Genomic DNA, 24,461 nt, shown 5'->3' with positions numbered 1-24,461 from the left:
CGCCGCCGCCCCGGTCCGGCATGGCGAGGGGACGGCGGCGGGAAGAGGGTCAGGCCGCCAGGAAACGGTCCTGGTACTCGTTGCGGATGGAGACGTACCAGGCCTCCTGGATCGGCCACCACCACAGCTTCTGCAGCGCGTCGCCGGGATAGGCCTCGGCGAAGAAGGCCTTGTTGAGGTCGGACAGGTGCGCCTCGGCGCCGACCGTGGTGGAGTTGATGCCGGTCTTGTTGGAGTACATGGCACCGGCCTGGGGCGTGTAGAACCAGTTGATCCAGGCGTAGGCCTGCTCGGCGTTCTCGGCCTTGGCGGGGATGCAGAAGCCTTCCATCCAGGCCAGCGCGCCTTCCTTGGGCGCGATGTAGCGGACCGGCAGGTTCTCCTTGCGCAGCGCCACCGCCGTGGAGTCCCAGGTCTGGCCGATGACGCAGCCGTTGGTGCGGAAGGCGCCCTGGGCCTCGTTCTCGTTCGACCAGAACTGGCCGATGTTGCCCTTGCTCGCCACCGCCACCTTGAGGATGGCGTCGAAGTTGGCGCGCGCCTTGGCCTCGTCCTTGAACTGCTCGACCAGCGGGTGCGGCAGCTTGCCCTGGCCTTCCAGCCACAGGCCGATGCCGATCAGCGAGGAGTGGCCGCGCACCGTCACCTTGCCGGCCTTGTCCGCCCCCCACAGGTCGCCGTAGCCGGCGGTGCCGTACTTCAGCGGCGCCTTCTCCATGTCGTAGGCCAGCGCCTCGGTGCCCCAGTCGGCCGGCGCCATGTAGCGCTTGCCGCCGACCACGCCGCCCATGGTGGCGGAGCCGGTGTAGGCCGACTTCAGGCAGCCGTCCCACGTGACCTTGCTCTCGTCGAGCGGCTGGACCAGCTCGGCCTCGACGTAGTTGGGCACGCGGTCGACGGTGGGATGGACGATGTCGAAGCCGGCGCCGCCGGTGGCGCGCAGCTGGTTCAGCAGCTCGTCGTTGGTGCCGTACTCGGTCAGCACCGGCTTGATGCCGGTCTTGGCCTGGAAGTCGTCGAGCATGTCCTGGCCGATGTAGCCGGCCCAGGAGAAGATGCGGACGGTGCCGTCGGCGGCACGGCCTTCGCGCAGGATCCACGGGCCGGCGGCGGCGACGGCGCCGACGGCCGCGGCGCTGCGCAGCAGGACGCGGCGGGTGAAGCTCTTGGCGGCGCGCTGGGTCTCGGCGCTCGCCGTCTGGTCCACGCTCTTGCTCATGACGCGGTGTCTCCCTGATGCGGTCAGGCCGGGCGGCGTTCACCGGAACGCGGCGGCGGCCGGACTATGCCCGAGCCCATCGTGCACCGGCAATTTTGCTGATTGGAAGGGCGAAAAACTTCATATTTCCGTCATTGCACCGCCCGAACATCGGCCCATCGTGCCGAAACCGCAGGCATTTCCCGGGACGACCCCGCCGATGGACACCCCACGCCGCCGCAACGTCCTGTTCGTCGTCGCCGACCAGTGGCGCGGCGACGCCCTCTCCGCCGCCGGCCACCCCGCCGTCCGCACGCCCGCCATCGACGCCCTGGCCGCCGCCGGCACGCGATTCGCCCGGCACTTCGCCAACGCCAGCCCCTGCGGCCCGTCGCGGGCCTGCCTGCTGACCGGCCAGTACCTGCACAACCACCGCTCGGTGCGCAACGGCACGCCGCTCGACCGCCGGCACACCACGCTGGCCCTGGAGGCACGCCGCGCCGGCCTGGCGCCGGCCCTGTTCGGCTACACCGACACCTCGGCCGATCCGCGCGGCCTCGCCGCCGCGGACCCGGCGCTGCGCACCTACGAGGGGGTCGCCGCCGGCTTCGACCCGGTCTGCCTGATGACCGAATCGGCGGAACCCTGGGGCCGGCACCTGCGCCGGCGTGGCTACGACGTGCCGGCCCGCGTGCCGGCGGTCTACGCGCCGCCCGGCGACGATCCCTTCGGTCCCGCCCTCTACTCGGCGGCCGACAGCGACACCGCCTTCCTCACCGACCAGGCCCTGGCCTGGCTGGAGGGCCAGGGCGAGCGGCCCTGGTTCGCCCACGTCGCCTACATCCGCCCGCACCCGCCGTGGATCGCCCCCGCCCCCTGGCACGCCGCCGTCGATCCCGCCGCGGTCCCGCCGCCGCGGCGCGCCCCCGGCGGCTGGCGGGACGAGGCCGCGGTCCACCCCTGGCTGCGCTGGCGCCTGGAGTCGCTGCCCGTCGAGGGCTGGCTGGAGGGACGTCCCCTCGACCCCCGCACCCTTTCCGAAGCCGGGCTGGCGCGCCTCCGGGCGACCTATTACGGCCTGATCGCCGAGGTCGACCACCATGTCGGGCGGCTGCTGCGCTGGCTCGACGACTCGGGCCGGGCCGCGGAGACGCTGGTCGTCGTCACCGCCGACCACGGCGAGCTGCTCGGCGACCACTGGATGTTCGGCAAGGAGGGCTGGTTCGACCCCTGCTTCCACGTGCCCCTGGTGGTGCGCGAGCCGGGGCGGCCCGGCGGCCGCACCGTGGCGGCCTTCACCGAGCATGTCGACCTCATGCCGACCATCCTCGACTGGCTGGGGGTGGCGCCGCCGCGGTCCTGCGACGGGCGGTCGTTGCGGCCCTGGCTGGCCGGGGACACCCCGCCCGGCTGGCGCCGCCACGCCCACTTCGCCCTCGACTTCCGCGACGTCGCCGGCCAGGAGCCGGAACGGGCGCTGGGGCTGGACTCCGACCGCTGCGGCCTGATGGTGCTGCGCGGCGACGCCACGAAATACGTCCACTTCGCCGGCCTGCCGCCGCTGTTCTACGACCTGGCGGAGGATCCGGGGGAGTTGCGCGACCGCGCCGCCGATCCCGCCCGCGCGGCGCAGGTGCTGGAGCACGCCCAGGCCCTGCTGAGCTGGCGGATGGCCCACGACGAACGCACCCTGACCAACGTGTGGCTCGGCCCCGACGGGATGGTGGTGCGGGAGTAGCCGAGCACGCCGGTCGGACGCCGGAGCTCAGCTCTCCAGCATGCGGCGCAGCAGCTCGACGTCCTCGGCGAAGGCGGGGTCGGCGGAGCGCAGCTCCTCCACCTTGCGGACGGCGTGCATCACCGTGGTGTGGTCGCGGCCGCCGAACTTGCGGCCGATCTCCGGCAGGGAGCGGGCGGTCAGCTGCTTGGCCAGGTACATCGCCACCTGGCGCGGCCGGGCGACGGCGCGGGCGCGGCGCGCCGAGTGCATGTCGGCGACGCGGATGTTGAAGTGCTCCGCCACCTTCTTCTGGATCTCGTCGATGGTGACCCGGCGGTCGTTGGCGCGCAGCAGATCGTGCAGCACCTCCTGGGTCGTCTCCAGCGAGATGGAGCGGCCGACCAGCTCGGAATGGGCGACGATGCGGTTGAGCGCCCCCTCCAGCTCGCGGACGTTGGAGGTGATCTTGTGGGCCAGGAACTCCAGGACCTTCTGCGGCACGCTGGCGCCCAGCGCGTCGGCCTTCTGCTCCAGGATGCCGAGGCGCAGCTCGTAGGTGGTGGGGTGGATGTCGGCCACCAGCCCCCAGCCGAGGCGCGAGCGCAGCCGTTCCTCCATCCCCTCGAGGTCCGACGGGCTCTTGTCGGCGGAGATGATCACCTGCCGGTTCTGGTCGACCAGGGCGTTGAAGGTGTGGAAGAACTCCTCCTGGGTGGAGTCCTTGCCGCTGATGAACTGCACGTCGTCGATCATCAGCACGTCGACCGAGCGGAACTGCTGCTTGAAGGCCATGGTGTCCTTGAAGCGCAGCGCGCGGATGAACTGGTACATGAACTTCTCGGCCGACAGGTAGAGCACCTTGCGCCGCGGGTCGTTCTTGCGGATCTGCCAGGCGATGGCGTGCATCAGGTGCGTCTTGCCCAGCCCCACCCCGCCGTAGAGGAACAGCGGGTTGAAGGTGACCGAGGTGGCGTCGGCGACGCGCCGGGCGGCGGCGTGGGCCAGCTCGTTGGGCTTGCCGACGACGAAGTTCTCGAAGGTGAAGCGGGGATCGAGCGGGGCGGAGATCTCCCCTTGGGCGTCCAGCACGGCGGCGGCGGCCGGCGACTCGTCCGACGCCCCCTGCGCCGGTGCCGCGAAGGGGCCGGCGCGGTAGGACGCGCCGGGCAGCGCGTCGACCGCCGGCACGGCGCGCGCGACCGGCGTCCGCGGCGCCTCCTCGTCCTGGGCGGCGAGCAGCGGCGACACCGTCCCGGCGGCGACGATGACGTCGATCGCCTGGACCTCGGGATTCTCGCCCGTCCACAGGGTGCGGATGCGGTCGGCGTAATGGGTGAGCACCCAGTCGCGCATGAAGCGGGTCGGCACGACGATGCGCACCTCGCCGCCGCGCAGGCCGGCGACGGTCAGCGGCTGCAACCAGCTGCGGTAGGCGATCTCACCGACCTCGTCCTTGAGCCGGCCGCGCACGCGGTCCCATTGCTGATCCAAAGACGCGCCGAACGACATGCTCGCCAACTCCCGCTCCCCCGCCCCGCGGTCCTGATCCGAATGCGGGCCGTGCGGTATTCCGAACCGCTTCCATGCCCAAGAGATAAGCGGCGCCGCCTCCGTATCCCTCCCCCGGATGGGGTCCACGTCCGGGTACCCCCAACCCGACACGGCACGTCCCGCGGCGAAAGCAGCGCTCGCCGAAGACACGCCGACATGGAAAGTGAGGGGCGAGGTTGGAACGACGGGCCGTTGAGTATCTCTATCGAGTGTCTCTATGTATCCCGCATTCTAAACGTCACCGCAGCAAAAGGGCGAAAAACAAAGCGTAGCATTTTCCTTAAGCGATGCAGTTCGGCATCGTTTGGGCTCTGCTTCGTCGCTGTTTCGTCTGCCCCCTACTCTTCAAGTCTAATCCGCCAGGCAGTACACCGCAACGGGACAGAAGGCGAACAACCAAAAAAGCCGGGGTGTTCGCCCGCTTACGTATGACTTTTGTTTTGTTTTGGAAGTAAATCCAAAGAAGCGGGATAGAGAAAGTCATAGGCCCAACGCAAAAAGCCGCGCACCAGCCGGGCGCGGCTTTCAGGTTTCCGCAGCCCTCAGAGAGACTTGACGCGGGCCGAGAGGCGCGAGATCTTCCGCGCGACGGTGTTCCGGTGGAGCACCCCCTTGGAGGCACCCCGCATCAGCTCGGGCTGGGCTTCCTTGAGCGCTTCCTGCGCGGCGCCCTTGTCGCCGGCAAGAATGGCGGTCTCGACCTTCTTGACGAAGGACCGGATGCGGCTGACACGGGCACGGTTGACGTCCGTGCGGCGTGCGGTCTGGCGAATGCGCTTTTCTGCGGACTTGTGATTGGCCATAACGAACCTTGCTTCGACACCCCTGATCCCAGTGCGAGGGCGCCTTATACGCCCGCCGATGCAGCGAGTCAACCGCGACGCTGGCGCGACCCGCCGGCGGCGCCAGTCCGCCGCGGACCGGCGCACCCCATCGGTCAGAGATTCTTCCAGTCGGGCTGGCGCTTCTCGGCGAAGGCGGCCATGCCCTCCTTCTGGTCCTCGGTGGCGAAGGTGGCGTGGAAGGTCCGCCGCTCCGCCTTGATGCCCTCGGCCAGGGTGGTCTCGTAGGCGGTGTTCACCATGTCCTTGGCCATCATGACGATGGGCTGCGACAGCTTGGCGATGCGCTCGGCCACCTTGATCGCCTCGTCGAGCAGGTCGGCCGCCGGCACGACGCGGCTGACGAGGCCGGAGCGCTCGGCCTCGGCGGCGTCCATCTGGCGGCCGGTGAGGACCATCTCCATGGCCTTGGACTTGCCGACGAAGCGGGTCAGGCGCTGGGTGCCGCCGGCCCCGGGGATGGTGCCGATGGTGATCTCGGGCTGGCCGAACTTGGCGGTGTCGGCGGCGATGATGAAGTCGCACATCATCGCCAGCTCGCAGCCGCCGCCGAGCGCGTAGCCGGCCACCGCGGCGATCACCGGCTTGCGGCACTTGGTCACCCGCTCCCACTTGGCGGTGATGAAGTTCTGCCGGTAGACGTCCATGTAGGACAGGCCGGCCATCTCCTTGATGTCGGCGCCGGCGGCGAAGGCCTTCTCCGAGCCGGTGACGACGATGGCGCCGATCGCCTCGTCGGCCTCGAAGGCGTCCAGCGCCTGCCCCATCTCGGTGACCAGCTGGTCGCACAGCGCGTTCAGCGCCTTTGGCCGGTTCAGGGTGATCAGCCCGACGGGGCCGCGCGTCTCGGCGATGATCATTTCGTACGGCATGGTTCAGCTCTCTCCCGAAATGCAGTCGGCCCCGTCCGCGGGGCGTTGCGACGGAACGATCGTCATTGTGGCTCGAGGACGAGGCGGACCGTGGTCCGCCCGGCCGCGGCGCCGATGAACTCCAGGCGCAGTTCCTCCCCCTCGCGCACGAAGCGGCCGTCGGGCTGGCTGCGCCAGCCGAGCTGGGGAAGCGTGCGGGCGTAGAAGCCCTGGACCGCCGACCGCGTGACCGGCCCCTGCAGCACCGCCTCGACGATGCGGCCGGACGGCTTGTCGAAGACCAGCGGCGCCACGTCGGCCGGCTCGAGCCCGGGCATCGTCGGGACGTCGCCCATGCCGGCGACGAAACGGGAGCCCTCGGCGGCCATGGCCCGGGGAAGCGGCCCCGTTCCGCCGGCCAGAGCCGCGGCGGCGACGAGGAGGGCGACGAACGCCGCCCGAAGGGAGGCCGGTGGTGCCATCATGCGCAGAGGTATATCAGCGTTGGCGCTGCGGACAATAGAAAGTCGAGCGTCCGCCCTGGACGATGCGGCGCACCCCGCCGGTCCGGGCGACGTCGCAGGCGCACCCCGGGCAGGACAGGCCCTCGCGGTCGTAGACCGCGAACTGGTGCTGGAAGTAGCCGAGCTCGCCCGAGGCCTGGCGGTAGTCGCGCAGGCTCGACCCGCCGGCGGCGATCGCCCGCGCCAGCACCGCCCGCACGGCCGCGGCCAGCCGCTCCGCCCGCGCCCCGGTCACCGTCGCGGCGATCCGCCTGGGGCTGATCCGCGCCTCGAACAGGGCCTCCGACACGTAGATGTTGCCGAGCCCGGCCACCACCGCCTGGTCGAGCAGCGCCGCCTTGATCGGCGTCATCCGCCCGGCCAGCCGCTCCGCCAGCACCGGGCCGGAGAACCCGTTGCCCAGCGGCTCGGGCCCCAGCCGGGCGAGCAGCGGGTGCTCGGCCAGCGCCTGCTCGTCGGTCAGGTCCATCAGGCCGAAGCGGCGGGCATCGTTGAAGGTGACGGTGGTGCCGGCGTCGGTCTCGAAGACGACGTGGTCGTGCCGGCCGGGCTCCGCCGGCACCGCGTCCGGCGGTGCCGCGACGATCATCCGCCCGGACATGCCGAGGTGGACGATCAGCACCGTGCCGTCGTCGAGGTGCACCAGCATGTACTTGGCGCGCCGGCGCACCGCCTCGACCCGCCGCCCGGTCAGGCGTTCGGCGAAGCGCGGCGGGAACGGCACGCGCAGGTCCGGCCGGCGCTGGGCGACGCGCACCAGCAGCCGGCCCTCGAGATGCGGCGCCAGGCCGCGGCAGACGGTTTCGACTTCGGGGAGTTCGGGCATGGCGTGACATCTCGCACCATCGCCGCCGCCGCCGCAAGTGCGGCGCTGGACAGGGCGTGCGTGCCGCGCCGATACTGGGGCGACCGCTCCCGCCCCGCCACCCGGACGCCACCCGCATGCCGACGGCCGCTTTCCCGTGGACGGCGCTCCGCCGCCCGCTCCTCGCCGCCCTCATGACCGCGGCGCTGGGCGCCGCCCTCATGGTGGCGGCGCTGGGCGCCGCCCGGCCGGCCACCGCCCAAACCGCCGCCCAAGCCGCCGCCCAAGCCGCCGCCCCGTCCGGCGGCGAGCCGCCGGCGACGGCTCCGGTCTGGCTGTCGACCCTCTACAAGGGGCTGAGCTACGAGGCGATCACCGGCTATCTCGACCTCAGCGCCATGGCCGCCCACCCCCCGGCCTGGGTGAGCCGCGGCTATCTCGGCGTCGACACGGCGACCAGCCTGGCCACCTTCTACGCCCACGAGCTGGCGTGGTCCGCCTTCGGGCCGGCCCCGGGAAGCGAATCGGTGGCCGCCGTCGGCATGGGCAAGGCGATCACCTTCCGCATCCTCGACGTGGCCCGCAGCTTCGCCGTGGCGCTCGCCTTCACCGGCGATCCGCTGACCGCGTCGGGCGTCGCCACCGCCCATGTGGTGACCGACACCAGCGTCTATCTCCTGAACGAGTACGGCTGGACCCTGTTCGGGCCGCAACCGCCGGTGGCTGCGCCGCCGGCCCCGGCCACCGTGGCGGCGCGCTGAGGCCAGGGCGGCGGCGCGCCGCGGTCAGTCGAGGCAGACCGCCTCGACGTTGTTGCCGTCGGGGTCGAGGAGAAAGGCGGCGTAGTAGGTCGGCGCATAGTCGGCGCGCAGGCCGGGCGGCCCGTTGTCGCGCCCGCCCGCGGCGCGGCCGGCGGCGTGGAAACGGTCGACCGCGGCCCGGTCGGCGGCGCGGAAGGCCACGTGGAAGGCGACGTGGGTGCCGCCGCCCGCGGCCCCGGGGTTGGGGTAGAGCCACAGCCCCGCCGCCCCCGCCGGGCCGAACCCGGCGCCCGACTCGTCGCGCGAGCAGAGCCCGTGGCCGAGCGGCTCCAGAGCCGCCTGGTAGAACCGCACGCTGGCGTCGAGATCCGCCGCCCTGAGCCCGATGTGATCGAACATGGTCACCTCCCGATGTTGACGGAGGTCGTCACCTTAGGGACGGCAGACCGAGCCGTTCTTGGAGAATCTTGCGGTCGCCGCGCGCCGCCGCCCGGAACGCCCGCGGCGATACGCCGGCGGCGCGGTGGAAGGAGCGCACGAAGTTGGAGAGATCGCCGAAGCCGACGTCGTAGGCCACGTCGGTGACCGGCCGGTCGTCGTCGAGGAGGAGCCGCGCGGCCCGGCGCAGGCGGCAGCGCACCAGGTACTGGTGCGGGGTGACGCCGAGCGCGCGGGCGAACAGACGCAGGAAATGGAAGGGGCTCAGCCCCGCCTTGCCGGCGATGCGGGCGAGGTCCACCGCCTCGTCGGCATGGGCGTCGAGCCACAGCGCCGCCTCGACGGCGCGGCGGCGGTCCGCCGCCCGCAGCGGCGGGCGCCGGTCCGGTCCGGCGAGGACGGCGACGAAGCGGGCGGCGAGCAGGCAGCCCGCCTCCTCCAGCGACAGGTCGCTGCGGCCCTCGGCGACCGCCTGGGCGAGCTCGCCGACCACCATCAGCCCGGCCACCGGCGGCACGCAGACGGTCCGCCACAGCGACTCGGCGCCGCCGATGGCGTCGGCCAGGTCGGGCGTCAGGTGGAACGACAGGCACTCGTCGCCGCCGGCGTGATGCTCGTGGGTGCACGTGTACTCGTCGCCGGTACGGCCGACGAACAGGGAGCCGCCCACCATCTCGTAGAGCCGGCCGCCGCTGCGGCAGCCGAAGGCGCCGCGCCGGACGTAGGAGACGGAGAAGGCGCGGTGCCGCTCCGCGAAGGGCACGTCGCCGGGCCCGGCGGTGCAGCGGTAGTCGAGCACCGTCAGCACGGGCGACTGCAGCAGCGTCGTCTCCGCCATTCTCCCCCTCGACCGCGGACCGCCGGGACGCCCCCACTATCGGCGCCGCCCCACGCGCTGGCAATGGCGTGGCGCGCGGCCGCGCCGGGGCGTGGCGCGCGGCCGCGCTGGCGCGCGATGCCGCAGCGCGCTATGGTCCGCGCCATGAGCGAGACCACCCCCACCGACAAGACCGCGCCCGAGGGCCAGGAGGCCCGCTGGTTCGGCTTCCGCCCCGTCGATCCCGAGGCCAAGGCGGGGCTGGTGCGCGCCGTCTTCGACAGCGTCGCCGGCCGCTACGACCTGATGAACGACCTGATGTCGGGCGGCATCCACCGGCTGTGGAAGGACACGCTGATCGACCTCGTGGCCCCCACCGCCGGCACGACCCTGCTGGACGTCGCCGGCGGCACCGGCGACGTCGCCTTCCGCTTCCTGGAGAAGGGCGGCGGGCGCGTGGTGGTGTGCGACCTCACCGAGTCGATGGTGCGGGTCGGCCGCGACCGCGCGGTCGACCGCGGCCATCTCGGCGGCGTCGACTGGGTGGTGGGCGACGCCATGCGGCTTCCCGTCGCGGCGCGTTCGGTCGACGCCTACACCATCGCCTTCGGCCTGCGCAACGTCACCCACATCGACGAGGCGCTGCACGAGGCGCACCGCGTGCTGCGGCCGGGCGGGCGCTTCTTCTGCCTGGAGTTCAGCCACGTCGTGCTGCCGGTGCTGCGCGAGCTCTACGACCTCTACTCCTTCCAGGTGCTGCCGCGCCTCGGCCGGGTCGTCGCCGGCGACGAGGACTCCTACCGCTACCTGGTCGAGAGCATCCGCCGCTTCCCCGAGCAGGAGGCGCTGGCCAAGCGGATCGCCGCCGCCGGCTTCGCCAGCGTGCGGGTGCGCAACCTGACCGGCGGCGTCGCCGCCATCCATTCCGCCTGGCGCGTCTGAACCCGGACCGACGCCCGTGATCCGCACCGCCCGCACCCTCCTCCGGATGGTCGTCATCGCCCGCACCCTGGCGCGCCACAACGCGCTGCCGGAGTCGCTGGCCGACGCCAGCCCCGGCCTGGCGCTGATCTGGCGCGTCACGGCGCGGCGCGACACCGCCGGGCGCACCGGCCAGCGCCTGGCCGCCGCCCTGCGCGAGCTGGGGCCCAGCTTCATCAAGCTGGGGCAGATGCTGTCCACCCGCTCCGACCTGGTCGGGGAGCAGATGGCGGCCGACCTGGCCGAGCTGCAGGACAAGCTGCCGCCCTTTCCCGGCGCCGAGGCGCGCGCCATCGTCGAGGCCGAGCTGGGGCGGCCGATCGAGTCGCTGTTCCTGCGCTTCGAGGACAAGCCGGTCGCCGCCGCCTCGATCGCCCAGGTCCATTTCGCGGTGACCGCCGACGGCCAGGAGGTGGCGGTCAAGGTGCTGCGCCCGGGCATCGAGCGCGCCTTCGAGCGCGACATCGAGCTGTTCCACTGGCTGGCGGAATGGGCCGAGCGGGTGCTGCCCAAGCTGAAGCGCCTGCGCCCGCGCGAGGTGGTGGAGATCTTCGCCCGCACCTCGCGGCTGGAGATGGACCTGCGCATGGAGGCGGCGGCGGCGTCGGAGCTGGCGCAGAACTTCGCCGGCGACCCCACCTTCGTCATCCCGCGCATCGACTGGGACCGCACCGCCAAGCGGGTGCTGACCCTGGAGCGCATCCGCGGCATCAAGGTCGACGAGGAGGAGCGGCTGCTCGCCGCCGGCTACGACCGCGACGAGATCCTCGCCAAGGCCTCGGCCGGCTTCTTCAACCAGGTGTTCCGCGACGGCTTCTTCCACGCCGACCTTCACCCCGGCAACCTGTTCGTGATCGAGGACGGCAACATCGCCGCCGTCGACTTCGGCATCATGGGCCGGCTCGACCGGGCCACCCGCTACTATCTCGCCGACATGCTGATCGGCTTCCTCACCGGCGACTACCGGCGGGTGGCGCTGGTCCATTTCGAGGCGGGCTACGTCCCGCCGCACCAGTCGATCGAGCTGTTCACCCAGGCCTGCCGCTCGATCGGCGAACCGCTGCAGAACAAGCCGCTCAACGAGATCTCGGTGGGCCGCCTGCTCGCCCAGCTGTTCGCCGTCACCGAACAGTTCGAGATGGAGACGCAGCCGCAGCTCCTGCTGCTGCAGAAGAGCATGCTGACGGCCGAGGGGGTGGGGCGCATCCTCAACCCGAACGTCAACATGTGGGAGCTGGCGCGCCCCCTGATCGAGGAGTGGATGCGCGAGAACCGCGGGCCGGAGGCGCAGATCCTCGACGATCTGGGGGCGGCGGTGCGCACCCTGCGCCGCATCCCGGCGCTGGTCGACGAGGCGGAGCGGGTGGCCGCGCGCATGGCCGGCGGCGGCATCAGGCTGCACCCCGACTCGATCGGCGCCATCGTCGACGCCCGCACCCGGCGCCGCAGGGCCGAGCTGATCCCCGTCTGGGGCGCCATCGTCTTCCTGGCGCTGCTGGTGCTGGTGGCGCTGTAGCCGAACCGATCGGGCAGCGGAAGAGTGCGGGCAAAGGGCCGGAAGCGCATGACGTTGCGCCATGGTTCTGGCGGCAGACGCAACACGTTGCGCCTTTCTGGTTCCGTCTGGGGCCTTCCGCACGCTGCCGGACGCTCGGGCGGTACGGCAAGGCCCACGATTGAGGTCGATGTGAACATCCGTGTCGGAAAGGCCAACCGGGATCACTTTTCGGTGCTCCGCACGCTGGAATTGGCTTCGTTCGAGACCCTACGCGCAGCGGGCGCCGTCATCGGCGAAGCGACAGCCAGCAGTGACGAGGAACTGCAGCAGTATCTCAATGCCGACCTCCTGTTCGCTGCCTTCGATGAGCAGGCCATGCCGGTCGGCTACGGTGGAGGGTACACAGAGGAAAGTTGGCTACACATTGCCGAATTGGACGTTCACCCGAATTTTCAGAGAAAAGGCATAGGAAGGCAGATAGCGAACGCCCTTCTTAACGAAGGACGAGCAAGAAATCTCAAGGGAGCCACCCTGACAACAGATCGATTTGCGCCATTCAATGCAACGTTCTATATCTCTTTAGGTTTTCGCCCAATCCCGAATGATGCACTTCCGGAACGCCTGAGAGCCGCTCTCCGGACAGAAAAGGAGAAAGGCCTCGACCCACGTCGCCGTGTGGCCATGATGCTCATGTTTTGAAGAGCAATCCGGAAGACGATCGATGCGTTTCCTTGGCGCAGCCATGCATCTCCCTAACAATACCACAGCCGGAACCACCCCAAGCTGTGGGAGATAAACGCGTCATCGCGTTCCGAAAAGATGGGCTATGGCCTCGGCTGCGTCACATATGGCAAGCGGACAAGCGGCAGACTGCACACGAAGGGCGGATTCTCAGCGACGGCGTCCCAATCCGGCCCCGCTGCCATGCCGCGTCGATGCGGACCGGCCCCTGCTAACGCACCCACCACGCCTCGACCACCGGCCCGTAGAGCGGCGTCACCTCCGGCCGGCCGACGCGCGTCCAGCGGGCGATGCGGTCGGCGGCGGCGTGGAACAGGGGCACCCGGTAATGGCCCCACATCAGCACCCGGTCGAGCGCCCGCGCCCGCGCCACCAGCTCCTCGCGGGTGCGCGCCTGGGCGATCGACCCGGCGACGGCGTCGACCACCGGATCGCGAATGCCGGGGTAGTTGCGGCTGCCCGGCTGGTCGGCGGCGGCGGAACCGAAATAATAGAGCTGCTCGTTGCCCGGCGAGAGAGAGGACGCCCACCAGCGCACCGTCACGTCGAAGTCGAACCGGTCGAGCCGGCCTTGGAACTGGGCGCTGTCGACGGTGCGCACCGTCGCCTGGATGCCGAGGCGCTCCAGGCCGCGCGCGTATTCCAGCGCCACCCGCTCGTCGCTCGGGTCGCCCAGCAGGATCTCGAAAGCGAAGGGCGTGCCGGCGGCGTCCACCAGGCGCCCGCCGTCGAGCCGCCAGCCGGCGTCCGCCAGCAGCCGCAGCGCGGCGCGCCGGTCGTCGCGGTTGGCGTAGGGTCCGCTGCCGTCGCTCTCGGGCAGGCGGAACGGCCGGGTGAACAGGTCGGGCGGCAGCCGGTCGCGGAACGGCTCCAGCACGGCTCGCTCGTCGGCCCCCGGCAGGCCGGCGGCGGCCAGCTCGGAGTTGGGATAGTAGCTGGGCGAGCGCTCCAGCGCGCCATGGAACAGGGTGCGGTTGATCCAGGCGAAGTCGCCGGCATGGCCCAACGCCGTGCGCACCCGCACGTCGTCGAAGGGCGGGCGGCGGGTGTTGAAGATGAAGCCGCGCGCCACGTCCGGCCGGCCGTGGTGGAACGCCTCGAGGACAATGGCGCCGCGCTGCAGCGCCGGTCCGGCGTAGCCGGTCGCCCAGGTGCCCGGGTCGCCCTCCCGCCGCAGGTCGAGGTTGCCCGCCTTGAAGGCCTCCAGCGCCACCCGGTCGTCGCGGTAGTAGTCGACCTCGATGCGGTCGGGATTGAACAGGCCGCGCCGCACGGCGAGAGCGGCGCCCCAGTAGTCGGGGCGCCGCTCGTAGACGATGCGCCGGCCGGGGTCGACCGCGGCGATGCGGTAGGGCCCGCTGCCCGGCGGCGGATCGAGCGTCGTGGCGGCGAAGTCGCGGCCCGCCCACCACGCCTTCTGGTGGATCGGCATCAGTCCCATCAGCAGAGGCATCTCGCGGTCGGCGGTGCCGTCCGGCAAGGGCTGGAACGTGAAGCGCACCACCCGGTCGCCCAGCCGTTCCGCCTGCGCCTTGCCGTAGAAGAGGCGGCGGTTGGGGGTGCCGTGCCGGCGCTGCGCCGCGAAGGAGAACAGCACGTCGTCGGCGGTCACCGGAGCGCCATCGGGCCAGCGCGCCTCCGGCCGGATGACGAAGGTCGCCGAGGAGCGATCGTCGGGCACCGCCACGCTTTCCGCGAGAAGGCCGTACAGCGAGAACGGCTCGTCCCAGGCACGGGCCAGCAGGGTCTCGAAGACGCCGCCCGCCGTCTCGAAGGGGCTGCCCGGCCAGCGCGCCGGCACCCCCTTCACCACATGGGGGTTCAGCGTGTCGAACGTCCCGAGCGCCGCCTGCCGCAGCGTGCCGCCCTTCGGCGCGTCCGGGTTCACGTAGTCGAAATGGTCGAAGCCGGGCGGGTACTTCGGCTCGCCGTGCATGGCGATGCCGTGCCGCGGCTCAGCGGCGGCGGCGGCGGCGGAGAACAGGAAAAGGGCGAGGAGCGCCGGCACGGCGCGACGGAAGTGTCTCATGACCAGGAAAATGTCGCGCTGCAACAAGAACGGCGCAAGCGGATTGGACTCCCCCCGTCAATCCGCCTAAACTCCGGCGCCGCGCGCCGGCGGAAGGCACGACCGCTCCGGCGCGTGGGAGAAACGCCAGGCAGAGGACCGCATTCTATGGATTTGAGCAAGGTTCCGGTGGGCAAGAACCCGCCGTGGGACGTGAACGTGGTCATCGAGATCCCGTTTCACGGCGAACCGGTCAAGTACGAGGTCGACAAGGAATCCGGCGCCATGTACGTGGACCGCTTCCTGCACACGGCCATGTACTATCCCTGCAATTACGGCTTCATTCCGCACACCCTGTCGGGCGACGGCGACCCGGTGGACGTCTGCGTGGTCGGCCGCACCCCGGTCATCCCCGGCGCGGTCCTGCGCTCCCGCCCGGTCGGCGTTCTCTACATGGAGGACGAGGGCGGCGAGGACGAGAAGCTGCTGGCCGTCCCGGTCAACAAGCTGCACCCGTTCTACAGCAACGTCACCTCCTACCGCGACCTGCCGGAGATCCTGACCGAGCAGATCGCCCACTTCTTCCAGCACTACAAGGACCTGGAGAAGGGCAAGTGGGTGAAGATCCTGCGCTGGGGCGACGCCGACGAGGCGGCGCTGAAGATCGAGGAGGGCATCAGGCGCGCCGCGGCCGAGACCAAGGGCAAGCCGGGTGTCATCGTCTGAGCCGTCCCGGCGCGGACCGCGCGTGGTGGTCGTCGAGGGCGACATCACGCAGGCCCGCGTCGACGCCATCGTCAACGCCGCCAACAGCGCCCTGAAGCGCGGCGGCGGCGTCGACGGGGCGGTCCATCGCGCCGCCGGCCCGGCCCTCCAGGCGGAGCTGGACGGCATCGGCGGCTGCCCGACCGGCGAATGCCGGGCGACCCGCGGCCACGCCCTGCCGGCGCCGTGGATCCTCCACTGCGTCGGCCCGGTGTGGCGCGGCGGCGGCCAGGGCGAGGACGCCCTGCTGGAGAGCTGCTACCGCAGCGCCTTCGCCGAGGCCCGCCGCCTCGGCCTGCGCAGCCTCGCCTTCCCCGCCATCAGCACCGGCATCTACGGCTTCCCCAAGGAGCGGGCGGCGCTCATCGCCGTCGGCGCGGTCCGGCGGGAGCTGGCGGCGGGCGGCAGCGTCGACGAGGTCCGGTTCGTCTGCTTCGACCGCGGGACGGCCGACCTCTACCGTGCCCTGGTCCCGCCGCCGGACGCAGAGGCCTGACGCCTCCCCGGGCCTCTCGTCCGCAACGCGGACTGTGCGTCTCACTGACCGATTGACGCGGACCCTCCCGACGATTATGTTGCGTCGCAGCATCGCGACATTCCGTCGCCATGCCCGCGACCGCTTGCATCGCCCCATCCGTTCGGCGTTCATCGGTCGCGTGCCATACCGGCGCGCGGTGCAGCGCCCTCTTCCGAACCACCGACGGAACCGGCCATGACCGTTCGCAACCTCGACCACATGTTCAAGCCGGCGTCGATCGCCCTGATCGGCGCCAGCCGCAAGCCGCCGTCGATCGGCGCCGTGGTCGCGCGCAACCTGTTCAACGCCGGATTCGACGGGCCGATCCTGCCGGTCACCGCGACCGACCGGGCGATCGAGGGGGTGCTGGCCTACCGCTCGGTGGCGGAGCTGCCGATCACCCCCGACCTGGCGGTGATCTGCACCGCTCCCGACAGCGTCGCCGCGGTGGTCGACCAGCTCGGCGACCGGGGCACGCGGGCCGCCATCGTCATCTCCGACCGCTTCTCCCGCGACGCCCAGGCGACGCTCCGGCAGGCGGCCGGGGCCCACCAGATGCGCATCCTCGGCCCCAACAGCCTCGGTGCCATGGTGCCGGGCCGCGGCCTCAACGCCAGCATGGGCCACGTCACGCCGCACAAGGGCGACGTCGCGCTGGTGGCGCAGTCGTCGATGGTGGTCACGTCGATCGTCGACTGGGCGACCGCGCGCGGCATCGGCTTCTCCCACCTGGTGTCGCTGGGCGAGAAGGCCGACGTCGACTTCGGCGACATGATCGATTATCTCGCGTCCGACGGCACGGCGCGCGCCATCCTGCTGTACATCGAATCGGTCAACGACGCCCGCAAGTTCATGTCGGCCGCCCGCTCCGCGGCGCGGCAGAAGCCGGTCATCGTCGTCAAGGCCAGCCGCAGCCCCGAAGCGCAGGAGGCGGCGACCTCCCACACCGGGGCGTTGGCGGTGTCGGACGCCGTCTACGACGCCGCCTTCCGGCGCGCCGGCATCCTGCGGGTGAACAGCCTGGACGAGCTGTTCGACGCGGTCGGCACGCTCGCCACCGGGGTGCCCATCGTCGGCGACCGGCTGGCGATCCTCACCAACGGCGGCGGCATGGGCGTCATCGCCACCGACAGCCTGATCCAGGCCGGCGGCCGCCTCGCCGCCTTCGACGAGGCCACCCAGGCCCGCCTCGACGGCGTCTTCGGCGCGAGCGCCGGCGGGCGCAGCAACCCGCTGCGCATCGGCGGCGACGCCACGCCCAAGCGCTACGCCGACGCGCTCGCCCCGCTGCTGGACGACGCCGGCAACGACGCCATCCTGGTGCTGCACTGCCCCTCGGCCCTGTCCGATCCGACGGCGGCCGCGGCGGCGGTGGTCGACACCCTGAAGAAGCACCCGGGCCGGCGCCACCCGGTGCTGACGAGCTGGCTGGGCGACGTCACCGCCGGCGAGGCGCGCCGCCTGTTCGCCGCCAACCGCATCCCCACCTACGACACGCCGAGCCACGCCGTGCGCGCCTTCATGCATCTGGTGCAGTACCGGCGCAACCAGGACCTGCTGATGGAGACGCCGCCCTCGGTGGCCGACGCCTTCCAGCCCGACGGCATCATCGTCCAGAAGATCGTCGCCCGCGCCATCGCCGAGAAGCGCGAGTGGCTGACCGAGTACGAGGCCAAGCGGGTGCTGGCCGCCTACGGCATCCCGGTGGTCGACACCCGCCGCGCCGAGACGCCGGAGGAGGCGGCGCGCGCCGCCGCCGCCATCGGCGGGCCGGTGGCGCTGAAGGTCCTGTCGCCCGACGTCACCCACAAGTCCGACGTCGGCGGCGTCGCCCTGCACCTGGCCGACGCCGACGAGGTGCGGACCGAGGCCGAGGCCATGCTGGCGCGGGTGCGCGCCGCCGCCCCCGACGTCCGCATCGAGGGCTTCACGGTGCAGGAGATGGCCGTCCGCCCCGACGCCTACGAGCTGATCGTCGGCATGACCGAGAACGAGCTGTTCGGCCCGGTGCTGCTGTTCGGCGAGGGCGGCATCGGCGTCGAGGTGGTCGAGGACTACGCGCTGGCCCTGCCGCCCCTCAACATGCGCCTGGCCGCCGAGCTGATGAGCCGCACCCGGATCTGGCGCCAGCTGCAGGGCTACCGCTCGCGCCCCGCCGTCGATCTCGACGCCGTGGCGATCACCCTGAACAAGGTGTCGCAGCTCGTCGTCGACTTCCCCGAGGTGGCCGAGATCGACATCAACCCGCTGCTGGCCGACCAGGACGGGGTGCTGGCGCTCGACGCCCGCATCAAGGTGGCGGTGCCGGCCCTGCCCGGCGCCAAGCGCCTCGCCATCCGCCCCTACCCCAAGGCGCTGGAGACCGACATCCGCATCAAGGACGGCCGCCAGTTCCTGGTGCGGCCGATCCTGCCGGAGGACGAGCCGCTGGTGCACGGGATGTTCGCCCGCATGACGCCGGAGGACATCCGCCTGCGCTTCTTCGCGCCGATGAAGCGCCTTTCCCATCCCGCCGCCGCGCGCCTGACGCAGATCGACTACGACCGCGAGATGGCGCTGGTCGCCATCGGCCCGGACGCCCGGACCGGCGAGCCGCTGATGCACGGCGTCGTCCGCATCGCCGCCGACCCCGACAACCAGCGCGCCGAATACGCCGTCATGGTGCTGTCGGAGATGAAGGGCCAGGGGCTCGGCTTCCTGCTCATGAAGATGATCCTGGACTACGCCCGCTCGCGCGGCATCAAGCAGGTGTACGGCGAGGTGCTGCGCGAGAACACCAACATGCTGGGCATGTGCCGCCGCCTCGGCTTCGTGCGCAAGGAGAACCTGGACGAGCCGGGTGTGGTCGAGGTCTGCATCGACCTCGGCAAGGCGCTGGACTGACCGGCGCGCCCCTTGGAAGAGGACGGGGGCGGTGCCATACTCCGTCCATGTCCGAGGCCCGCAAATACATGACGGTCGACGAGTTCCTCCTGTGGGAGGACGGCACCGGCACGCGCTACGAGCTGATCGGCGGCGAGCCGGTCGCCATGGCACCGCCGGCCGACGTGCATTCCCTTTTGACGGGGGCGCTGGCCCTTGAGATCGGTCGGCGGCTCACCGCACCCTGCCGGGTGCGAGTCGAAGCCGGCATCGGCATCCCCCATCGCAACGACATGTGGTTCCAGGCCGACCTGGCGGTCGGCTGCGAGCGCGCCTCGACGAGGCCGGGGGTCGCCGAGCCGCGGGTGGTGGTGGAGGTGCTGTCGCCGTCGACGGAAGCCGACGACCGCACGGTGAAGCTGCCGCTCTACCGCACCGTCCCGTCGGTCCAGGAGATCCTGCTGATCTCGGCCCGCGAACCGCGGGCCGAACTGTGGCACCGCACCGACGGCGCCTGGCTGGTCGAGGAGGTCGGCGCCGAAGGGACGCTCACCTTCGCCTCGGTCGGCGTCGCCGTCCCCATGGCGGCCCTCTACGAGGATGCGGCCGGCTGAGCCGGCCGTGCGAGGGTGCGGCCGGCTGACCGGACCCCGCCGTCACAGCAGCGTCTCGATGACCCGGTCGGGCGGGGTGTGGCCGTCGACGAAGGTCTTGATGTTGACGATCACCTTCTCGCCCATGTCGATGCGGCCCTCGATGGTGGCCGAGCCCATGTGCGGCAGCAGCACCACGTTGTCGAGGCGCAGCAGCTTCGGGTTGACGGCCGGCTCGTGCTCGAAGACGTCGAGGCCGGCGCCGGCGATCTCCCCCTTTGACAGCATGCGGGTCAGCGCCGCCTCGTCGATCACCTCGCCGCGCGAGGTGTTGATGATGTAGCAGTGCGGGCGCAGCAGCTTGAGCCGGCGCTCGGAGAGCAGGTGGTAGGTGGCCGGGGTGTGCGGGCAGTTGATCGACACCACGTCCATGCGCGCCAGCATCTGGTCCAGGCTGTTCCAGTAGGTGGCCTCCAGCTCGGCCTCGATGTCGGGGTGGACGCGGCGGCGGTTGTGGTAGTGGATCGACATGCCGAAGGCGCGCGCCCGCCGCGCCACCGCCTGGCCGATCCGCCCCATGCCGAGGATGCCGAGGCGCTTGCCCCAGATGCGGTGGCCCAGCATCGTGGTGGGCCCCCAGCCCTTCCATTGGCCCGAGCGCACCAGGCGCTCGCCCTCGGTGATGCGCCGCGCCACGCCGAGGATCAGCGCCATGGTCATGTCGGCGGTGTCCTCGGTCAGCACGCCGGGGGTGTTGGTGACGGTGATGCCGCGCGCCCGCGCCGCCTTGTGGTCGATGTGGTCGACGCCGGTGCCGAACGAGGCGATCAGGCGCAGGTTGGGACCGGCCGCCTCGATCACCGCGGCGTCGATGCGGTCGGTGACGGTCGGCACCAGCACATCGGCGTCGCGCGCCGCCTCCACCAGCTGCTCCTGGCTCAGCGGCTCGTCGTCCGGGTTGAGGCGGGTGTCGAACAGCTCCATCATCCGCGTCTCGATGACGTCCGGCAGCTTGCGGGTGACCACCACCAGCGGCTTCTTCTTCTCGGCCATGCAACGGCGCTCCCTGAATTCCCCGAGCCCCCGGAATACAAGGGCGTCGCCGCCCTGTCCAGGAGCCAGCCGCTCCCTTGCTCCGGCGGGCGGCGCCTCACTATAGTGCAGCCGCGAGCCCCCGTCACCGCAGGTTGCCGATGCCCACCGCCGTCCGATCCGCCCTCCTGGCGCTGCTCCTCGGGTCCGCCGCCACGGCCTCGGCGGCCGACGGCCCCCGCGGCAGCGGCCTGCCGGTGCCGCGCTTCGTCACCCTGCGCTCCGACGAGGTGAACGTGCGCACCGGCCCCGGGGTGCGCTATCCCGTGGAATGGGTGTTCGTGCGCCGCGGCATGCCGGTGGAGATCACCGCCGAGTTCGACACCTGGCGGCGCATCCGCGACTGGGAGGGCAGCGAGGGCTGGGTGCACCAGAGCCTGCTGTCGGGCCGGCGCGGCGTCGTCGTGCTGGGCGGCACCCGCACGCTGCGGGCCGAGCCCTCGCCGGCCGCCGCCGCGGTGGCGACGGCCGAGCCCGGCGTCATGGGCACGCTCGAGCGCTGCACCGGTCCGTGGTGCGAGGTCGAGCTGAAGGGCTACAAGGGCTGGATGCAGCGCACCGAGATGTGGGGCGTCTACGCCGACGAGAAGGTCGAAGATTAGAAGAATATCAATCTTTCATCTTCCCATCTTCGTGTTCAAGATGGACGGCTCCCCGTCAATCCAGATCCTTGCTCAATTCGGCGCGCACGGCTTCCGGCATGACCGCCATGTGGCCGTAGTTGGGGTGGGCGAAGGCGACGATGACCTGGGTGCCCGGCGCGCGGAAGGCGGCGCTCTGCTCCGGCGTCAGGTCGAAGTGGACGAAGTGCACCGAGGAGGTCTTGCCCTCGGCGGTGGTGCGCTCGACGTCGCCCTCCGGGCGGGCCCGCACCGTGTGGCCGGCGAACTGCAGCGCCATGGTGTCCTCCACGCCCCCCAGGCGCGACAGGATCTGGTGGCGCTGCACCGCGTTGTCGATCTCGAACATGACCGTGGCGACCAGCTCGCTGCCCTTGGGGATCAGCGGGTTGTAGGCGCGCAGCTCGTCCGCGATCTGCTCCTCGCCGCCCTTCTCGATGTGCAGCATCTCGTGGACCTGCTGCCACATCGTGTCGTAGCTCTCGAAGTAGAAGGTGGCGTAGGGGCCGACCGAGACCCGCCGGTTCTTCTTCACCTCGACCAGGGCCTTGCGCCGCTCGACGCGGACCTTGGCGAACTCGGCCATGGGCATGATGTCGGCGCGGGTGATCTCGGTCTTGCGCGCGGTCATGGTCTCGTCTCCCTCCTCTTGCGATCCCGCCGGCCTCACGGCGCGACGCCGTAGGCGCGGGCGAGGATCTCGATCGGGTGCAGGTTGGTCGAATGGGCGGTGTCCGGCGCGGCCCCCTGCCGCTCGATGCCCTGCATGATGTGCTGGCCGGCCAGCGGGCATTCCGAGGCGACCATCGCCTTGCCCGACTTGATGGCCTGGGTCGCCACCGGCTTGCCGACCTTGAGCGCCACCGGGAAGTTCGGCTCCATGACGCCCCAGGAGCCGCCGTGCCCCGAACAGCGCTCGATCACCTTGACGTCGGCCTCGGGGATCAGCCGCAGCATCTCCGCCGCCTTCGCGCCCATGTTCTGGGCGCGGGCGTGGCAGGCGAGATGCAGCGCCACCCCGCCCGGCACGGGCTGCAGCCCCGGCGCCAGCCCTTCGCGCCGGGCGATGTCGACGACGTACTCGCTGAGGTCGAAGGTGGCCTGGGCGAGCGTCTCGACGGCGGCGCGGTGCGGGTCGTCCTTGGGCACCACGAGCGGCCACTCCAGCTTCAGCATCAGCGCGCAGCTCGGGATCAGCGCGACCACGTCGTAGCCCTTGTCGATCCAGGGCGCCAGCGCGGCCGCCACCGTCGCCGCCTTGCCGTTGACCTTCGCCACCTCGCCCTGCTCGAGCTGCGGCATGCCGCAACAGCCGGGATAGACCACCTCGGTCTCGACGCCCAGCTTGGCGAGCACGGCGCGCGCCGCCATGCCGATGGCGGGGTTGTTGTAGTTGGCGAAGCAGGTGGCGTAGAGCACGGCCTTGCGCCTGCCGTAGGCGGGCGCCTCCGGATTGACGGTGACCGGCGCGTCCTTGGCGCGGCGCTGCAGGGTGTGGCCGTGGAACTTCGGCAGGTGGGCCTCGCGGTGGACGCCGGCGACCTTGGCCATGACCGGCCGGGTGAGCGTGTTGTCGACGTCGGTCGCCCAGTTGGCGAGCGGCGCCACCAGGCTGCCGAGCCTGCCGTTGCGGTCGGTCTCGACGAGCTGGCGCACGGCGAAGGGGACGCCGCGCTTCTTCGCGTCGACGGCGCGGTAGCGCAGCATCAGGTGCGGGAAGTCCAGCGCCCATTCGTGCGGCGGCACGTAGGGGCACTTGGTCATGAAGCACATGTCGCACATGGTGCAGGCGTCGACGACCTTGGCGAAGTCGTCCGACTTGACGTCGTGCAGCTCGCCCGGCCCGGCCTCGTCGACCAGGTCGAACAGTCGCGGGAAACTGTCGCACAGGTTGAAGCAGCGGCGGCAGCCGTGGCAGATGTCGAAGACCCGGCGCATCTCGGCGTCGAGCTTGGCCTCATCGTAGAAGTCGGGGTTCTTCCAATCCAGCGGGTGTCGAACGGGCGCCTCCAGGCTGCCTTCGCGCATGGGTCGTGACTCCTCCGAGGTCCGGCGGTGATGTCCGGCAGGCGGCCGGTTGGCCCGGCCTTGCGGCGTTCAGCCCAGCCTTGCGGCGTTCAGATCGGCAAGGCGGCAGGTCGTCGCGCGAAGACGGGGATGCGGGGGCCCCGCGGCCGGAGCCCCCGCCGCTCCTCGTCAGGCCATCTGGTCCAGGGCCTTCTGGAAGCGGCCGGCGTGCGACTTCTCGGCCTTGGCGAGGGTCTCGAACCAGTCGGCGATCTCGTCGAAGCCTTCGTCGCGGGCGGTGCGCGCCATGCCCGGGTACATGTCGGTGTACTCGTGCGTCTCGCCGGCGATGGCCGCCTTCAGGTTGGAGCCGGTTTCGCCGATCGGCAGGCCGGTGGCCGGGTCGCCGACCTCCTCGAGGAATTCCAGATGACCGTGGGCATGGCCGGTCTCGCCCTCGGCGGTGGAGCGGAACACGGCGGCCACGTCGTTGTAGCCTTCGACGTCGGCCTTCTGGGCGAAGTAGAGATAGCGGCGGTTGGCCTGGCTCTCGCCGGCGAACGCTTCCTTCAGGTTCTCTTCGGTCTTGGAGCCCTTGAGCGCAGCCATGGTGGTTCCCTCCTCGATGTAAGCCATCCGGACGGGCCGTGCGGACGCGTGATCCCCGTCCGGTCAGGCATTGCTTATGCCACCGACGGAGGGCCAGGTCAACAATCTAGAACTGGTACAAAAAGGCGGACATGGCCTTGAACGGCGCGGCGAATGGTCGCATCACGCCGGAGCGCCGCCGGTCGTGCCGCCCGTCGTCGTGCCGCCGGTCGTGCCGCTGTCGTCCGGCTCCAGGCGGACGATGACGTCGACGCGCGCCACCCGGGTTCCCGGCGGCGGGTCGGGGAGTTGCGAGACGACGATGTGGTCGCCCGGGATGTCCTCCAGCCGGCCCGTGCCCTCCACGAAGAAATGGTGATGCTCGGTGCTGTTGGTGTCGAAATAGGAGCGGCCGGCGTCGACCACCACCTCGCGCAGCAGCCCGGCCGCGGTGAACTGGTTCAGCGTGTTGTAGACGGTGGCGAGCGACACCCGGAGGTCCGCCCCCATGGCCTCGCTGTGGAGCTGCTCGGCGGTGACGTGCCGATCGCCGCCGTCGAACAGCAGACGGGCCAATCCGAGCCGCTGGCGCGTCGGGCGCAGGCCGACGCTGTGCAGACGGTCGAGGGCGCGCTTGTAGGGGCGGTGTCCGATCATGGCATGTGCACGCGAGTGGTGATAC

General features: G+C 71.2%; 24 protein-coding genes. 10 read left to right on the top strand and 14 right to left on the bottom strand.

All coding sequences use genetic code 11. The features are described 5' to 3' along the window. Positions 1–49 precede the first annotated feature (49 nt). Complete coding sequence (locus ACSBPG_RS02055; RefSeq protein WP_435535427.1) at positions 50–1,219, bottom strand: extracellular solute-binding protein; 1,170 nt, start codon at positions 1,217–1,219, stop codon at positions 50–52. 199 nt (positions 1,220–1,418) lie between these two features. Here ACSBPG_RS02055 and ACSBPG_RS02050 point away from each other — a divergent pair, with 199 nt between their 5' ends. Continuing rightward, a complete protein-coding gene (locus tag ACSBPG_RS02050; protein WP_435535426.1) occupies positions 1,419–2,936 on the top strand; it encodes an alkaline phosphatase family protein in 1,518 nt (505 codons plus the stop codon). A 27-nt stretch (positions 2,937–2,963) separates the two neighbouring features. Here ACSBPG_RS02050 and dnaA read toward each other — a convergent pair whose 3' ends face one another. The 5 genes from dnaA to mutM form a co-directional block, all read right to left on the bottom strand. Continuing rightward, a complete protein-coding gene (gene dnaA, locus ACSBPG_RS02045; RefSeq protein ID WP_435535425.1) occupies positions 2,964–4,427 on the bottom strand; it encodes a chromosomal replication initiator protein DnaA in 1,464 nt (487 codons plus the stop codon). Between the two features lie 584 nt (positions 4,428–5,011). After that, positions 5,012–5,272, bottom strand: coding sequence for a 30S ribosomal protein S20 (gene rpsT, locus ACSBPG_RS02040; RefSeq protein WP_435535424.1), 261 nt, complete (start codon positions 5,270–5,272; stop codon positions 5,012–5,014). A 134-nt stretch (positions 5,273–5,406) separates the two neighbouring features. Next, positions 5,407–6,183, bottom strand: a complete 777-nt coding sequence (locus tag ACSBPG_RS02035) for an enoyl-CoA hydratase (RefSeq protein WP_435535423.1) — start codon at positions 6,181–6,183, stop codon at positions 5,407–5,409. A gap of 62 nt (positions 6,184–6,245) precedes the next feature. Continuing rightward, positions 6,246–6,647, bottom strand: coding sequence for a hypothetical protein (locus tag ACSBPG_RS02030; RefSeq protein ID WP_435535422.1), 402 nt, complete (start codon positions 6,645–6,647; stop codon positions 6,246–6,248). A 13-nt stretch (positions 6,648–6,660) separates the two neighbouring features. Then, positions 6,661–7,512 carry a bifunctional DNA-formamidopyrimidine glycosylase/DNA-(apurinic or apyrimidinic site) lyase gene (mutM, locus tag ACSBPG_RS02025; RefSeq protein WP_435535421.1) on the bottom strand — a complete coding sequence of 284 codons (852 nt, stop codon included), beginning with the start codon at positions 7,510–7,512 and terminating at the stop codon, positions 6,661–6,663. A gap of 116 nt (positions 7,513–7,628) precedes the next feature. Here mutM and ACSBPG_RS02020 point away from each other — a divergent pair, with 116 nt between their 5' ends. Then, positions 7,629–8,252, top strand: a complete 624-nt coding sequence (locus tag ACSBPG_RS02020) for a DUF2061 domain-containing protein (protein WP_435535420.1) — start codon at positions 7,629–7,631, stop codon at positions 8,250–8,252. Between the two features lie 24 nt (positions 8,253–8,276). Here the strand turns inward: ACSBPG_RS02020 and ACSBPG_RS02015 are convergent, their stop codons facing one another. After that, positions 8,277–8,651 carry a VOC family protein gene (locus ACSBPG_RS02015; protein WP_435535419.1) on the bottom strand — a complete coding sequence of 125 codons (375 nt, stop codon included), beginning with the start codon at positions 8,649–8,651 and terminating at the stop codon, positions 8,277–8,279. A 28-nt stretch (positions 8,652–8,679) separates the two neighbouring features. Further along, the gene (locus ACSBPG_RS02010) at positions 8,680–9,528 is read right to left on the bottom strand and encodes a helix-turn-helix domain-containing protein (RefSeq protein ID WP_435535418.1); all 849 of its coding nucleotides are present in this window, start codon (positions 9,526–9,528) and stop codon (positions 8,680–8,682) included. 144 nt (positions 9,529–9,672) lie between these two features. Between ACSBPG_RS02010 and ACSBPG_RS02005 the strand changes: the two genes are divergently transcribed. The 3 genes from ACSBPG_RS02005 to ACSBPG_RS01995 are packed head-to-tail and all read left to right on the top strand — an operon-like array spanning position 9,673 to position 12,685. Then, positions 9,673–10,449 (top strand): class I SAM-dependent methyltransferase, encoded by a 777-nt coding sequence (locus tag ACSBPG_RS02005; RefSeq protein WP_435535417.1) that lies wholly within the window; start codon positions 9,673–9,675, stop codon positions 10,447–10,449. Positions 10,450–10,465: 16 nt separating this feature from the next. Beyond that, positions 10,466–12,004 carry a 2-polyprenylphenol 6-hydroxylase gene (gene ubiB / locus ACSBPG_RS02000; RefSeq protein ID WP_435535416.1) on the top strand — a complete coding sequence of 513 codons (1,539 nt, stop codon included), beginning with the start codon at positions 10,466–10,468 and terminating at the stop codon, positions 12,002–12,004. Positions 12,005–12,052: 48 nt separating this feature from the next. Beyond that, positions 12,053–12,685, top strand: coding sequence for a GNAT family N-acetyltransferase (locus ACSBPG_RS01995; RefSeq protein ID WP_435535415.1), 633 nt, complete (start codon positions 12,053–12,055; stop codon positions 12,683–12,685). A 253-nt stretch (positions 12,686–12,938) separates the two neighbouring features. On the opposite strand, the gene ACSBPG_RS01990 is transcribed toward ACSBPG_RS01995, so the two are convergent. After that, a complete protein-coding gene (locus ACSBPG_RS01990) occupies positions 12,939–14,756 on the bottom strand; it encodes an extracellular solute-binding protein (RefSeq protein ID WP_435535414.1) in 1,818 nt (605 codons plus the stop codon). Between the two features lie 147 nt (positions 14,757–14,903). On the opposite strand from ACSBPG_RS01990, the gene ppa reads away from it, so the two are divergent. From ppa to ACSBPG_RS01970, 4 genes are all read left to right on the top strand, one after another. Further along, a complete protein-coding gene (gene ppa, locus ACSBPG_RS01985; RefSeq protein ID WP_435535413.1) occupies positions 14,904–15,461 on the top strand; it encodes an inorganic diphosphatase in 558 nt (185 codons plus the stop codon). A 22-nt stretch (positions 15,462–15,483) separates the two neighbouring features. Further along, positions 15,484–15,996, top strand: a complete 513-nt coding sequence (locus ACSBPG_RS01980) for a macro domain-containing protein (protein ID WP_435535412.1) — start codon at positions 15,484–15,486, stop codon at positions 15,994–15,996. A 216-nt stretch (positions 15,997–16,212) separates the two neighbouring features. Then, complete coding sequence (locus ACSBPG_RS01975) at positions 16,213–18,900, top strand: bifunctional acetate--CoA ligase family protein/GNAT family N-acetyltransferase (protein ID WP_435535411.1); 2,688 nt, start codon at positions 16,213–16,215, stop codon at positions 18,898–18,900. A 47-nt stretch (positions 18,901–18,947) separates the two neighbouring features. Next, positions 18,948–19,493, top strand: coding sequence for a Uma2 family endonuclease (locus ACSBPG_RS01970; protein WP_435535410.1), 546 nt, complete (start codon positions 18,948–18,950; stop codon positions 19,491–19,493). Positions 19,494–19,535: 42 nt separating this feature from the next. Here the strand turns inward: ACSBPG_RS01970 and ACSBPG_RS01965 are convergent, their stop codons facing one another. After that, the gene (locus tag ACSBPG_RS01965; RefSeq protein WP_435535409.1) at positions 19,536–20,525 is read right to left on the bottom strand and encodes a 2-hydroxyacid dehydrogenase; all 990 of its coding nucleotides are present in this window, start codon (positions 20,523–20,525) and stop codon (positions 19,536–19,538) included. Between the two features lie 140 nt (positions 20,526–20,665). Here ACSBPG_RS01965 and ACSBPG_RS01960 point away from each other — a divergent pair, with 140 nt between their 5' ends. Beyond that, positions 20,666–21,166 (top strand): SH3 domain-containing protein, encoded by a 501-nt coding sequence (locus ACSBPG_RS01960; protein WP_435535408.1) that lies wholly within the window; start codon positions 20,666–20,668, stop codon positions 21,164–21,166. 55 nt (positions 21,167–21,221) lie between these two features. Here the strand turns inward: ACSBPG_RS01960 and ACSBPG_RS01955 are convergent, their stop codons facing one another. From ACSBPG_RS01955 to irrA, 4 genes are all read right to left on the bottom strand, one after another. Continuing rightward, the gene (locus tag ACSBPG_RS01955) at positions 21,222–21,815 is read right to left on the bottom strand and encodes a DUF3501 family protein (protein ID WP_435535407.1); all 594 of its coding nucleotides are present in this window, start codon (positions 21,813–21,815) and stop codon (positions 21,222–21,224) included. A 35-nt stretch (positions 21,816–21,850) separates the two neighbouring features. Continuing rightward, positions 21,851–23,212, bottom strand: a complete 1,362-nt coding sequence (locus ACSBPG_RS01950) for a heterodisulfide reductase-related iron-sulfur binding cluster (protein ID WP_435535406.1) — start codon at positions 23,210–23,212, stop codon at positions 21,851–21,853. 168 nt (positions 23,213–23,380) lie between these two features. Then, the gene (locus tag ACSBPG_RS01945) at positions 23,381–23,800 is read right to left on the bottom strand and encodes a rubrerythrin family protein (protein ID WP_435535405.1); all 420 of its coding nucleotides are present in this window, start codon (positions 23,798–23,800) and stop codon (positions 23,381–23,383) included. 162 nt (positions 23,801–23,962) lie between these two features. Continuing rightward, positions 23,963–24,436, bottom strand: coding sequence for an iron response transcriptional regulator IrrA (irrA, locus tag ACSBPG_RS01940; protein WP_435535404.1), 474 nt, complete (start codon positions 24,434–24,436; stop codon positions 23,963–23,965). Between the last annotated feature and the right edge of the window lie 25 nt (positions 24,437–24,461).

Origin of the sequence: Azospirillum sp. ST 5-10 (genome assembly GCF_051225715.1) — a bacterium.
Taxonomy (GTDB): Bacteria; Pseudomonadota; Alphaproteobacteria; order Azospirillales; family Azospirillaceae; genus Azospirillum.
Note: the sequence above shows the minus strand (reverse complement) of the source record. Positions and strands in the feature narration are given on the sequence as shown.

Bases quoted from the DNA above. Each gene is read 5' to 3' on its own strand.
- ppa (WP_435535413.1), top strand. From the start codon at position 14,904: ATGGATTTGAGCAAGGTTCCGGTGGGCAAGAACCCGCCGTGGGACGTG.
- ACSBPG_RS02020 (WP_435535420.1), top strand. From the start codon at position 7,629: ATGCCGACGGCCGCTTTCCCGTGGACGGCGCTCCGCCGCCCGCTCCTC.
- irrA (WP_435535404.1), bottom strand. From the start codon at position 24,436: ATGATCGGACACCGCCCCTACAAGCGCGCCCTCGACCGTCTGCACAGC.
- ACSBPG_RS01970 (WP_435535410.1), top strand. From the start codon at position 18,948: ATGTCCGAGGCCCGCAAATACATGACGGTCGACGAGTTCCTCCTGTGG.
- rpsT (WP_435535424.1), bottom strand. From the start codon at position 5,272: ATGGCCAATCACAAGTCCGCAGAAAAGCGCATTCGCCAGACCGCACGC.
- ACSBPG_RS01975 (WP_435535411.1), top strand. From the start codon at position 16,213: ATGACCGTTCGCAACCTCGACCACATGTTCAAGCCGGCGTCGATCGCC.
- ACSBPG_RS01950 (WP_435535406.1), bottom strand. From the start codon at position 23,212: ATGCGCGAAGGCAGCCTGGAGGCGCCCGTTCGACACCCGCTGGATTGG.
- ACSBPG_RS01965 (WP_435535409.1), bottom strand. From the start codon at position 20,525: ATGGCCGAGAAGAAGAAGCCGCTGGTGGTGGTCACCCGCAAGCTGCCG.
- ACSBPG_RS01955 (WP_435535407.1), bottom strand. From the start codon at position 21,815: ATGACCGCGCGCAAGACCGAGATCACCCGCGCCGACATCATGCCCATG.
- ACSBPG_RS02035 (WP_435535423.1), bottom strand. From the start codon at position 6,183: ATGCCGTACGAAATGATCATCGCCGAGACGCGCGGCCCCGTCGGGCTG.
- ACSBPG_RS02030 (WP_435535422.1), bottom strand. From the start codon at position 6,647: ATGATGGCACCACCGGCCTCCCTTCGGGCGGCGTTCGTCGCCCTCCTC.
- ACSBPG_RS01960 (WP_435535408.1), top strand. From the start codon at position 20,666: ATGCCCACCGCCGTCCGATCCGCCCTCCTGGCGCTGCTCCTCGGGTCC.
- dnaA (WP_435535425.1), bottom strand. From the start codon at position 4,427: ATGTCGTTCGGCGCGTCTTTGGATCAGCAATGGGACCGCGTGCGCGGC.
- ACSBPG_RS01945 (WP_435535405.1), bottom strand. From the start codon at position 23,800: ATGGCTGCGCTCAAGGGCTCCAAGACCGAAGAGAACCTGAAGGAAGCG.
- ACSBPG_RS02055 (WP_435535427.1), bottom strand. From the start codon at position 1,219: ATGAGCAAGAGCGTGGACCAGACGGCGAGCGCCGAGACCCAGCGCGCC.
- ACSBPG_RS02015 (WP_435535419.1), bottom strand. From the start codon at position 8,651: ATGTTCGATCACATCGGGCTCAGGGCGGCGGATCTCGACGCCAGCGTG.
- ACSBPG_RS02005 (WP_435535417.1), top strand. From the start codon at position 9,673: ATGAGCGAGACCACCCCCACCGACAAGACCGCGCCCGAGGGCCAGGAG.
- ACSBPG_RS02050 (WP_435535426.1), top strand. From the start codon at position 1,419: ATGGACACCCCACGCCGCCGCAACGTCCTGTTCGTCGTCGCCGACCAG.
- mutM (WP_435535421.1), bottom strand. From the start codon at position 7,512: ATGCCCGAACTCCCCGAAGTCGAAACCGTCTGCCGCGGCCTGGCGCCG.
- ACSBPG_RS02010 (WP_435535418.1), bottom strand. From the start codon at position 9,528: ATGGCGGAGACGACGCTGCTGCAGTCGCCCGTGCTGACGGTGCTCGAC.
- ACSBPG_RS01990 (WP_435535414.1), bottom strand. From the start codon at position 14,756: ATGAGACACTTCCGTCGCGCCGTGCCGGCGCTCCTCGCCCTTTTCCTG.
- ACSBPG_RS01995 (WP_435535415.1), top strand. From the start codon at position 12,053: ATGACGTTGCGCCATGGTTCTGGCGGCAGACGCAACACGTTGCGCCTT.